Origin of the sequence: Nocardia sp. NPDC050717 (genome assembly GCF_040654275.1) — a bacterium.
Taxonomy (GTDB): Bacteria; Actinomycetota; Actinomycetes; order Mycobacteriales; family Mycobacteriaceae; genus Nocardia.
This window is the reverse complement of the sequence record NZ_JBFAHR010000009.1, coordinates 26382-37773: the sequence shown is the minus strand read 5'-3', so window position 1 is coordinate 37773 and position 11392 is coordinate 26382. Positions and strand designations below refer to the sequence as shown.

10 protein-coding genes are annotated in these 11392 nt (G+C 71.6%); all 10 read left to right on the top strand.

The genetic code is table 11. From position 1 onward, the window contains the following. The first annotated feature begins 33 nt into the window (after positions 1 to 33). A complete protein-coding gene (locus AB0H56_RS18960; RefSeq protein WP_357164626.1) occupies positions 34 to 1011 on the top strand; it encodes an iron ABC transporter permease in 978 nt (325 codons plus the stop codon). Continuing rightward, the gene (locus AB0H56_RS18955; RefSeq protein ID WP_357164623.1) at positions 1008 to 2117 is read left to right on the top strand and encodes an iron chelate uptake ABC transporter family permease subunit; all 1110 of its coding nucleotides are present in this window, start codon (positions 1008 to 1010) and stop codon (positions 2115 to 2117) included. The genes AB0H56_RS18960 and AB0H56_RS18955 overlap by 4 nt, the downstream gene beginning before the upstream one ends. Continuing rightward, on the top strand, positions 2114 to 2938 hold the full coding sequence (locus AB0H56_RS18950) for an ABC transporter ATP-binding protein (protein WP_232999470.1): 825 nt from the start codon (positions 2114 to 2116) through the stop codon (positions 2936 to 2938). The genes AB0H56_RS18955 and AB0H56_RS18950 overlap by 4 nt, the downstream gene beginning before the upstream one ends. A 71-nt stretch (positions 2939 to 3009) precedes the next feature. Further along, complete coding sequence (locus tag AB0H56_RS18945; RefSeq protein WP_110035413.1) at positions 3010 to 3390, top strand: BlaI/MecI/CopY family transcriptional regulator; 381 nt, start codon at positions 3010 to 3012, stop codon at positions 3388 to 3390. Positions 3391 to 3453: 63 nt separating this feature from the next. Further along, positions 3454 to 4392, top strand: a complete 939-nt coding sequence (locus AB0H56_RS18940; protein WP_232999471.1) for a M56 family metallopeptidase — start codon at positions 3454 to 3456, stop codon at positions 4390 to 4392. A 299-nt stretch (positions 4393 to 4691) separates the two neighbouring features. Next, complete coding sequence (locus AB0H56_RS18935; protein WP_357165229.1) at positions 4692 to 6116, top strand: DEAD/DEAH box helicase; 1425 nt, start codon at positions 4692 to 4694, stop codon at positions 6114 to 6116. A 207-nt stretch (positions 6117 to 6323) separates the two neighbouring features. Further along, complete coding sequence (locus AB0H56_RS18930) at positions 6324 to 7187, top strand: DMT family transporter (protein WP_357164618.1); 864 nt, start codon at positions 6324 to 6326, stop codon at positions 7185 to 7187. Between the two features lie 42 nt (positions 7188 to 7229). Then, positions 7230 to 8666, top strand: a complete 1437-nt coding sequence (locus tag AB0H56_RS18925; RefSeq protein ID WP_110035416.1) for a GuaB1 family IMP dehydrogenase-related protein — start codon at positions 7230 to 7232, stop codon at positions 8664 to 8666. Positions 8667 to 8914: 248 nt separating this feature from the next. Further along, on the top strand, positions 8915 to 10270 hold the full coding sequence (locus AB0H56_RS18920) for a hemolysin family protein (protein ID WP_357164615.1): 1356 nt from the start codon (positions 8915 to 8917) through the stop codon (positions 10268 to 10270). Further along, positions 10263 to 11327, top strand: coding sequence for a hemolysin family protein (locus AB0H56_RS18915; protein WP_357164612.1), 1065 nt, complete (start codon positions 10263 to 10265; stop codon positions 11325 to 11327). The genes AB0H56_RS18920 and AB0H56_RS18915 overlap by 8 nt, the downstream gene beginning before the upstream one ends. Positions 11328 to 11392: the final 65 nt, after the last annotated feature.

Genomic DNA, 11392 nt, shown 5'->3' with positions numbered 1-11392 from the left:
ACCGGGCTTCTTCTGCTCGCGGTACTGCTCGCCGTGGCAGTGCTCGCGAGCATCGCCATCGGGACCCGCTCGCTCGCACCCACCACGGTGCTAGACGCCGTCGTGCACGCTCTCGGCTGCGACGGCGGCCCGTTCCGCTGCGCGGCCGGCTCCACCGCCGAGGAGATCGTGCGTGAGCTGCGTCTACCGCGCACCGCGCTGGCCCTGATCACCGGCATGGCACTGGGCAGCGCGGGCGCGCTCATCCAGGGGTATACCCGGAATCCGCTCGCTGATGCCGGTTTGTTGGGACTCAATGCCGGCGCGGGCTTCCTGGCCGCGCTCAGCATCTATCTGTTCGGCTTCACGATGCCCGGCCAGTACATCTGGTTCGCCTTCGCCGGCTCCGCGATCGCGGGCGTCATCGTGTTCGGGGTGTCCTCGATCGGCGGCGGTAAGGCAAGCCCGTTGAGCCTGGTGCTCGCGGGCGCGGCACTGACCGCGTTTCTGCAGGCGATGACGAACGCGGTGGTCGTGCTCGACAACGCGGCGCTTGACACCTATCGCTTCTGGGTGGTCGGCACCGTGAACGGTCGCGAGGCCGACGTGTTCTGGCAGGTGCTGCCCTTCCTCGTCCTCGGCATGGCGATGGCGGTCGCGGCCGCGCCGAACCTGAACCTGCTCAGCCTCGGCGACGACGTCGCGCGCGGGCTCGGCGTCGATCTCGGCAGGGCGCGTGCCTTCGGCCTGTGCGCGATCGTGCTGCTCAGCGGCGCGGCGACCGCGGCGGTCGGGCCGATCGCGTTCCTCGGTCTGGTGGTGCCCCATCTCGCGCGCACGATCACCGGACCGGACAATCGGTGGCTGATCCCCTACTCGGCGTTGCTCGGCGGGCTGTTGCTGCTGGTGGCCGACATCGCCGGACGGGTGGTCGCCCGGCCGGGCGAGCTGCAGGTCGGGGTGATGCTGGCCGCGATCGGTGCCCCGTTCTTCATCGCGCTGGTACGCCGCAAGAAGTTGGTGAGTCTGTGAGCACGATCGAGGCCGACACGCCACGGGAGGCCGTGGCCCGGGTGCGACCGGCGCTGCGGGTGGGACCGGTGTCACTGGTCCTGCGGCCCGTGCTGTTCGGCGTGGTCCTCGCGCTGGCGGTGCTGGTGTTCGGCCTGTTCTGCCTCGACATCGCCGTCGGCGACACCCGGATCCCGCTGGGCCGCGTCCTCGAGGTGCTCGGCGGCGGCGGCACCCGGTCGCAGCGGTTCATCATCATGGAGTCCCGGCTGCCGCGCGCGCTCACGGCCGTGGTGGTCGGTGCCGCGCTCGGGCTCTCCGGCGCGCTGATGCAGTCGATCCTGCACAATCCCCTGGCCGGACCGGACGTGCTCGGCATCACCACCGGCGCCAGCGTCGGCGCGGTCGCGGTGCTGGTCGGCAGCGGTGGCGTGACCACCGGGCTGATCGCGACCGTCGGCGCCCCGCTGGCCGCGCTGCTGGGCGGGCTGCTCACGGCGGCACTGATCTATGTGCTCGCCTGGGGACGTGGGCGATCCGGCGAACAGGGCGTCACCGGCTTCCGGCTCGTGCTCATCGGCATCGGCGTCAACGCGGTGCTCATGTCGGTGATCAGCTGGCTGCTCACCAGGGCCACCCTCACCGACGCCGCGAGGGCCCAGATCTGGCTCAACGGCTCGCTGGCCGCGGCCGACATCGCCCGCGTGGTGCCCGCGGCGATCGCGCTCACCGTGGTCACCACGGTGGCGCTGGTCTCGGCCCGCACTTTGGCGGCGCTGCGCCTGGGCGAGGAGTCGACGCGGGTGCTCGGCGTGCGGATCCAGTCCCAGCAGGCGCTGCTGATCGGCGCGTCCGTGGTGGCGGCCTCGGTCGCGACGGCGGCGGTCGGGCCGGTCGGCTTCGTGGCGCTGGCGGCGCCGCAGATCGCCAGGATGGCGCTGCGCACGCCCGGCGAACCGCTCATCGCCTCCGCGCTCACCGGCGCGGGCCTGGTCGCCGGGGCCGACATCGTCTCGCGCACGCTGCTGCCCGTCGAACTGCCGGTCGGTATCGTCACCGCCGCGCTCGGCGGACCGTTCCTGCTGTATCTGCTCGTCCGCATGAACCGGAAGGCCACGCTCTCATGACCAGCCCCGCCCATCGCCTCGCCGCCGACAGCGTCTCCCTCGGCTACGGCGAGCGGGTGATCGTCGACGAGCTCAGCCTCGACATCGCGCCCGGGGTGGTCACCACCGTCATCGGACCCAACGGCTGCGGCAAGTCCACGCTGCTCAAGTCCCTCGGACGGCTGCTGCGCCCGCGCGCGGGCCAGGTCGTGCTCGACGGCAAAGCCATCTCGACGATGAAGACCAAGGACGTGGCCAGGGTCGTCGGGATGCTGCCGCAGACCCCGGTCGCCCCGGAGGGCCTGACCGTCGCCGACCTGGTCGCCCGCGGCAGGCACCCGCACCAGTCCTGGCTGCGGCAGTGGTCGGCCGACGACGAGACCGAGGTGGCGGCCGCGCTGGCCCAGACCGGCATCGCCGACCTGGCCGAACGCACCCTCGACGAGCTCTCCGGCGGCCAGCGCCAGCGCGCCTGGATCTCGATGGCGCTGGCCCAGGGCACCGACATCCTGTTGCTCGACGAGCCGACCACCTATCTCGACCTCGCGCACAGCCTCGAGGTCCTCGACCTCGTCGACCGCCTGCACGCCGACCTCGGCCGCACCATCGTGATGGTGCTGCACGACCTCAACCTCGCCATCCGCTACAGCGACGAGCTCGTGGTGATGGCGCAGGGCCGGATCGTGGCGCAGGGCAAGCCCGCCGAGATCGTCACCGCCGAACTGCTCGCCGAGGTGTTCGGGCTCGAGGCGACCGTGCTCACCGACCCGGTCTCGGGGCGCCCGCTCATCGTCCCGATCGGCACCCGGCACGTGCACGGCGCCGACGGGTATGACGAATGACACACCAGCAAACCCCCCGTTACGACAATCTGTAGTACGCATCTTTGTCGTTGAGTCCGTAAAATTGTGGGATGGCAGGACTCGGCGAACTCGAAAAAGCGGTCATGGACCAGTTGTGGTCGGCCGACGAACCGCAGACGGTGCGGCAGGTCCACGAAGCACTGGCCGCGCGGCGCGAGCTCGCGTACACGACGGTCATGACGGTGCTGCAGCGACTGGCGAAGAAGAATCTGGTGGTGCAGCGCCGCGATGACCGCGCGCATCGATACGCACCGGTGCACACCCGCGACGAGCTGGTCGCGAGCCTGATGGTGGACGCGTTGCAGCAGGCCGACGCCGCGGGCAGCCGCGCCGCCGCGCTGGTGCACTTCGTGGAACAGGTCGGCAAGGACGAGGCCGACGCCCTCCGCGAGGCCCTCGCCAAGCTCGAATCCGACGAGCAGAGCAGCTAGACTCCTGGCGGCTCTCACAACGACGTGAGCGCCCCTGGCCCCACAACGCAGTGAGCAGAGTCGATGAACGCAACCGCGGCAGTCTTCGCAGGTCTCGCCTTGCTTCTCGCAGGGCCGGTGCCCGCACTGCTCAGCCGCGCGACCTGGGTGCACCGCACGCCACGCGCGGCGCTGGTGTTGTGGCAGGCCATCGCGCTGGCCGCGGTGCTCAGCGCCTTCGGCTCCGGGCTGGCCATCGCCAGTCTGCTGCTCGTCCCCGGCCCCGACGGTAGGCCGACCACCTCTCCCACCAAGGAGATCGACGCGCTCGGTCTGCCGCTGTGGACGGTGTACGTCACGGTCTTCGCGTTGACCCTGATGGTCGGCGCCCGGTTGATGTTCTCCATCGTGCGCGTGGGCGTGCACACCCGTCGCCGCAGGTCCCGGCACCGCATGCTGGTCGATCTGCTCGATCAGAGCGGCCCGGTGCGCCGGGCCGCCGACATCCGGGTGCTCGCCGCCACCGAACCCATCGCCTACTGCCTGCCCGGCCTGCGCCAGCGGGTCGTGCTCAGCGAAGGCACCCTCACCAACCTCGACGACGCCGAGGTCACCGCGATCGTGAGCCACGAGCGCTCGCATCTGCGGGCCCGCCACGACCTGGTGCTCGAGGCGTTCACCGCCGTGCACGAGGCCTTTCCCCGGGTGGTCCGCAGCAAGGCGGCGCTCGGCTCGGTGAAACTGCTCATCGAGCTGCTCGCCGACGATTCCGCGGTGAAGGTGACCGGGCCCAAACCGCTGGCCCGCGCGCTCGTCGCGTGCGCGAAGTCGACCGCGCCGCAGGGCGCGCTCGCCGCGGGTGGGCCGACCACGCTGATCCGCATTCAACGTCTCGCCGGGCACACCGGGGACGTGAGAGTCGCCACGGCCGCCTACCTCGGTTCGGCCGCGATCCTGGTGGTGCCGACCCTCGCCGTCGCGGTGCCGTGGTTGCAGGAGCTCAACCGCCTCTTCCACGGCTGACCTGGCGATCAGGCGTTTCCGTTCGGCGCTTTCCCACCCCCGCTCGGCCGTTCCAGGTCCGTACCCGACCACCCAGACAACCACCGGTACAAACCATCGGCTGACCTGCCTGTTTACCCACGCGAGCGCGAACACGCCTATCCTGGGAGACCGGTCCTTCCTGCTGGGCCGCACCCCGGGCCCGTCGTGCGCGGCTCCGGGTCATCGGCACCGGTCATCTTCCAGTGCGATGCGCAGCCCAACGAAAGGCCATTTTGTCTACCTCCACGCGTCCTGACGCCACCTTCGCCGACCTCGGTCTGCCCGTCGCCCTGGTCCAGACCCTGCGCAACGCGGGCATCGAGAAGCCCTTCCCCATCCAGGCCGCCACCATCGGCGACGCGCTCGCCGGCCGTGACGTGCTCGGTCGCGGCCCGACCGGCTCGGGCAAGACCCTGGCCTTCGGCCTGCCGATGCTGACCCGCCTCATCGGCGCCTCCGCCAAGCCCGGCCGCCCGCGCGGCCTGGTCCTGGTGCCCACCCGCGAACTGGCGACCCAGATCGAGCGCGCCCTCGACGAGGCCGCGCTCTCGCTCGGCCTCCGTGTCGCCTCCGTCGTCGGCGGCGCGCCGATCAAGCGCCAGGCCGACCGGCTCGCGCGCGGCGTGGACCTGCTCATCGCCACCCCCGGCCGCCTCGACGACCTGATCAAGCAGCGCGCCGCTGACCTGTCCGACGTGACGATCACCGCGCTCGACGAGGCCGACCACATGGCCGACATGGGCTTCCTGCCCCAGGTCACCCGGCTGCTGGACCGCACGCCGAAAGACGGTCAGCGCCTGCTGTTCTCGGCCACTCTCGACGGTGACGTCGACAAGCTGGTCAAGCGCTACATGAACCAGCCCGTCACCCATTCCACCGCGCCGCCGGAGGCGTCGGTGACGACGATGTCGCACCATCTGCTGTATGTGCGCGACAAGAACGTCAAGCGCACCGTCGCCACCGAGATCGCCGCGCGCGAGGGCCTGACCATCATGTTCGTGCGCACCAAGCACGGCGCCGACCGCCTCGCCAAGCAGCTGCGCGGTGCCGGTGTCGCCGCGGGCTCGCTGCACGGCGGCAAGGCGCAGAACAACCGCACCCGGACGCTGGCGGCCTTCGCCGACGGTTCGGTGCCGGTGCTGGTCACCACCGATGTCGCCGCGCGCGGCATCCACATCGACGGCGTCTCGCTGGTGGTGCACTTCGATCCGCCCGCCGAGCACAAGGCCTACCTGCACCGCGCCGGGCGTACCGCGCGCGCCGGGGAGGACGGTGTGGTGGTCACCCTGGTCACCGACGAGGAGCGCAAGGACGTCGCCGCGATGACCCGCAAGGCGGGCGTGCGGACCGACGGTGTCGACGTGCGCCCCGGCGACCGGAACCTGGTGGAGATCACCGGCGCCCGCAAGCCAAGCGGCATCGCCCTGGCCGCGCCCGCCGCGCCGGTCCAGAACGCGCCGAAGTCGCCCGGCGGCGGACGCCCGCGCCGCGGAAGGTCCGGTGGCGCACCGGGTTCCGAGGCGTCGCAGGGTCACAGCCGTGGCGGCGCGCCGCGCCGGGAACGTCCGGCCGGGGAGACCCGCGGCCGCAAGCCCGCGGGCGCGGGCGGACACGCCCGCAGCGGCGACACGCCGACGAATTCGCGGCGTCGCGCCGCGCGTCCGGCGGGTTCGGCGACCCACCGCAACCGCACCGCAAACTGAATCCCCGCACCGTCCCGAATCACCGCGTGGCCGAACCGAATACGGTTCGGCCACGCGTGTTTCGGTAGGCCGCCCGCCGTTCCCCGGCCGCCGAAACCAGCGGCGACGAGCTCGCCCCGTGGCCTCGGCCCCCGCCGCGCCTGCGGCGGCCCCGACACACGGCCCGCCACCGTGGGCACCGCCGCGCGGATCCGCCACACTGAACAGGTGACGGACCGTCCGATCCTCGCGATCGTGTGCGCCCTGCTGGCCGCGCTGCTGTTCGCGGTGTCCTCGGTGACGCAGCAGCGGGCCGCCGCGGCGGTGCCGCAGGGCCAGGCCCTGGCCGGCGGGCTGATGCGCAGCCCGCGGTGGTGGGCGGCGATCGTCGGGGACGTGGGCGGCTACGGCATGCAGGTGCTCGCCCTCGGCTTCGGCGCGGTACTGCTCGTGCAGCCGATCCTGGTGTGCTCGCTCGTCTTCGCCCTGCCGCTGGCGGCGCGGCTGAACCGGCAGCGCGTCACCGGCCGGGCCGCGGCGACCGCGCTCGTCCTGGTCACCGCGCTGGTGGTCTTCCTCGTCGTCGGCCATCCGACCGCGGGCGCGGAGACGGCGCCGCTGCGCGATTGGCTGGCGCCCCTGGCGATTCTGCTCGGTGTCGTGGCGGCGGCGACCGCGGCGGGATTCCTGCGCGCGGATCGTGCCGAGCAGGCACTGGCCCTCGGCCTCGCCGGTGGCTGCCTGTTCGGTCTGGCCGCCGCGCTCACCGACCGGGTCGTCGCGCTGTTCGGCGACGGCCTCGGCGCCGTGCTCGCAGGCTGGCAGACCTGGGCGCTGGTCGCCGCGGGTCTGCTGGGGTTCGCCCTGCAGCAGCGCGCCTACCAGGTCGGGCCGCTGGTGGCCTCGCTGCCCGCGGCGACGGTGGCCGAACCGCTGGCCGCGGCGTTCCTCGGCCTCACCGCCCTCGACGAGCGGTTACGCACCGGCGGCTTCGGCCTGATCGTGGTCGTGGCCTGCGTGATCGTGCTGTGCGTGACCACCGTGCAGCTGTGCCGGTCGCAGGCGGAGCCGCAGCGCGACACCGTGCGCTGAGGTGTTGCGCACGCCGGCGCTCACAGCGCTATCATCGACCAAGTGCGATTTCTTCCGGGACCCCAGCCGCCGTATGATCTGACCTACGACGACCTCTTCCTCGTCCCGAACCGGACGGATGTCGCGTCCAGGTTCGATGTGGACCTGGCCAGCGTCGACGGGACCGGCACCACCATCCCCCTCGTGGTCGCGAACATGACCGCCGTCGCGGGCAAGCGGATGGCCGAGACCGTCGCCCGGCGCGGTGGCCTCGTGGTGCTCCCCCAGGATCTGCCGATCCCGGCGGCCGCCGACACCATCGCGTTCGTGAAGAGCCGCTCGCTCACCGCCGACACCCCCGTCACCCTCGATCCCGACCAGTCGGTGTCGGACGCGGTGGCGCTGATGCACAAGCGCGCGCACGGCGCGGTGATCGTGGTCGAGGACGGCAAGCCCGTCGGCGTCGTCACCGAGGGAGCCTGTGCCGATGTGGACCGGTTCGCGCGGTTGCGCGAGGTCGCCGTCACCGATTTCGTGCAGGCGCCCGTCGATCTGTCCCCGCGCGAGATCTTCGACCGCCTCGCCGAATCACACGCCCAGCTCGCCGTGCTCACCCACACCGACGGCACCCTGGCCGGCGTGATGACCCGCACCGGCGCGATCCGTGCCGGCATCTACACCCCCGCCGTCGACGCGAACGGCAAGCTGCGGATCGCGGCCGCGGTCGGCATCAACGGCGACGTGGCCGCCAAGGCGAAGGCGCTGGCCGAGGCGGGCGCCGACGTGCTCGTCCTCGACACCGCGCACGGCCACCAGACCAAGATGCTCGAATCCCTGCGCACCGTCGCCGATCTCGGACTCGGGCTGCCGCTGGTCGCGGGCAACGTGGTCTCGGCCGAGGGCACCCGCGACCTGGCCGAGGCCGGCGCGACGATCATCAAGGTCGGTGTCGGACCCGGCGCCATGTGCACCACCCGCATGATGACCGGCGTCGGCCGCCCGCAGTTCTCCGCGGTGGCCGAATGTGCCGCGGCGGCAAAGGAACTCGGCGTGCACGTGTGGGCCGACGGCGGCGTGCGGCACCCGCGCGATGTCGCCTTGGCGCTCGCCGCGGGCGCCTCGAACGTGATGATCGGGTCGTGGTTCGCCGGCACCTACGAGTCCCCTGGCGACCTGCGCGTCGACCGCGACGGCAACAAGTACAAGGAGAGCTTCGGCATGGCGTCCAAGCGGGCCGTCGCCGCCCGCACCGCCGCCGACAGCGGCTTCGACCGCGCCCGCAAGGCCCTGTTCGAGGAGGGTATCTCCAGCTCGCGGATGCGCCTGGATCCCGAGCGCCCCGGTGTCGAGGACCTCATCGACCACATCTGCTCGGGCGTGCGCAGCTCCTGCACCTACGCGGGCGCCCGCTCGCTGCCGGAGTTCCACGAGCGCGCCGTGCTGGGCGTGCAGTCCGCCGCGGGCTTCGCGGAGGGACGCCCGCTGCCCAGCGGCTGGTGACCGCGCCGGGCCGGTTCCCCAGGGGCCGGCCCGCGCCGCTGACACATCATCGGTGGGGACCGATTACTATGGTGTTGCCGGTATCGGCATGCTTCTTCCACCGAAAGGATCCAGTTGTCACCCGCGTCCAAGGGCGCCACACAGGAGGGTTCCTCTACGGAGCCGGGTGACAAACCCGGCGTCCGCGACCTCCTTTCCGCAGCGTCCGTTCGATCCGTCCCCGCCACCGTGTCCGGGTGGTGCTGAGGATGTCCCCCGTGCTGACCGTGCTCAGCCTGATCGGTTTCGTCGCTCTCACCCTCGGTACGGCGTTGTTCGTCGCCGCCGAGTTCTCCCTCACCGCCCTGGAACGCAGCTCCGTCGAGGCCGCCGCGCGCGCCGGTGACGTGCGGTCCCGGCTGGTCAAGCAGGCCCACAACACCCTGTCGTTCCAGCTCTCCGGCGCGCAGCTCGGCATCACCATCACCACGCTGATCACCGGCTTCATCGCCGAGCCGGTGCTCGCCCGGTTGTTCGCGCCGCTGCTGGACGCGGTGGGGCTCGGCCCCGGCGCCGCGCAGGGTGTCGCCCTCGCGCTGGCACTGGTGCTGGCCACCTCGCTGTCGATGATCTACGGCGAGCTGGTGCCCAAGAACATCGCGATCGCCGAACCGATGTCGACGGCCCGGCTCACCGCGGGCCCTATGATCTGGTTCTCCGCGCTGTTCAAGTGGCTGATCCGGTTCCTCAACGGCGCCGCCAACTGGATCGTGCGCAGGCTCGGCATCGAGCCCGCCGAGGAGCTGCGCTCAGCGCGTTCCCCGCAGGAACTCGGCTCGCTGGTGCGCACTTCGGCGCTGCGCGGCGCCATGGACCAGCGCACCGCGCAGGTGATGGACCGTTCACTGGAATTCGGTGAGCGCAGCGCCGAAGACCTGATGACACCGCGGGTGAAGGTCGAATCCCTCGACCGCGACGACACCATCGCCGACCTCATCGCGGCCTCCGCCCGCACCGGCTACTCCCGGTTCCCGGTCATCGACGGCGACCTGGACAACTCGCTCGGCGTGGTGCACGTCAAGCAGGCGTTCACCCATCCGGCGCATCTGCGCAAGCACATCCCGCTGAGCAAGCTGGCGGTGGCGGTGCCGATCGTGCCCGCCAGTCTCGACGGCGACGAAGTGCTCGAGCGGGTACGCGCCGACGGTATGCAGGTGGCGCTGGTCGTCGACGAATACGGCGGCACCGCGGGCCTGGTCACCATGGAGGATCTGATCGAGGAGATCCTCGGCGATGTGCGCGACGAGCACGACGAGGAGGAACGCGATGTCCGCCGGGTCTCCGACGGCTGGGACTGCTCGGGACTGCTGCGCATCGACGAGGTGTCGCGCGCGACGGGCTACGAGGCGCCCGAAGGCGAATACGAGACCCTGGGCGGCCTGGTGCTGACCCAGCTGGGACAGATCCCGGCGACCGGGGAGGAAGTGGTGCTGCCCGAATCCCGCGGCACCGGCGGCGGCTGGATCGCGCGGGTGGACCGGATGGACGGCCGCCGCATCGACCGGGTGCGGTTGATCCCGGTGGACGCGGAGAACCTGGCGGCACGGGAGCACCACCATGGGTGACCTGTTCGGCATCGTGCTGACCATCGTGCTGCTGGCGGCGAACGCGTTCTTCGTCGCCGCCGAGTTCGCGCTGATCTCGGCGCGCCGCGACCGCTTGGAAGCCCTTGTCGCGCAGGGCAAGCGCAAGGCCGAGACCGTCATCGCGGCGGGCGAGAACCTCTCGATCATGCTGGCGGCGGCCCAGCTCGGCATCACCATCTGTTCGATCCTGCTCGGCCGCGTCGGCGAGCCCGCGGTGGCGCATCTGCTCGAGCAGCCGTTCCACGCGCTCGGCATGCCCGATCAGCTGCTGCATCCGGTGTCGTTCACCCTGGCGCTGACGCTGGTGGTGATCCTGCACATCCTGCTGGGCGAGATGGTGCCGAAGAACATCGCGCTGGCCGGGCCGGAGCGCTCCGCGCTGCTGCTGGTGCCGGTCCACCTGGTGTGGTTGCGGATCGCGCGCCCGCTCATCGCGCTGTACAACTTCCTGGCCAACATCTCGCTGCGGATGCTGCGGGTGGAGCCCAAGGACGAGCTGGAGGCGACGGTGTCGACGGTGGAGCTGGCCGAGATGATCGGCGAGTCCCGCTCGGAGGGACTGCTCGACGAGGAGGAGCACCGCAGGCTCACCCAGGCGCTCGGCACCTCCGAGCGCATCGTCGGCGATGTGATGGTGCCGCTGGCCCAGGCCCGCTCGGTGCCGTTGCGCGGCAACGGAACCACCCTCGGTGACATCGAGGCGGCGGTCGGCGAGACCGGCTTCTCGCGGTACCCGGTGCGGGCCGCCGACGGCTCGCTGGTCGGCTATCTGCACGTGAAGGACGTGCTCGACAAGGTGGCCGACGACACCGCCGGACCCGACACCCAGATCCCCCGCACCGACATCAGGCCGCTGCCGACGGTGAGCACGGGCACCGCGCTCTACGAGGCGCTGGCGCGGCTGCGCCGCACCAACTCGCATCTGGGCCGGGTGGTGGACGGCCGGGGCAACACCGTCGGTGTGGTGGCGCTGGAGGACCTCATCGAGGAGTTCGTCGGTACCGTCCGCGACGGCACCCACCGCCTCAGCGAATGAGCGTCGAGCCCGCGCGGCAGCAGACCGCGCGGGCTCGATCCGTTCAGGCCGTCGCGCCACGCACG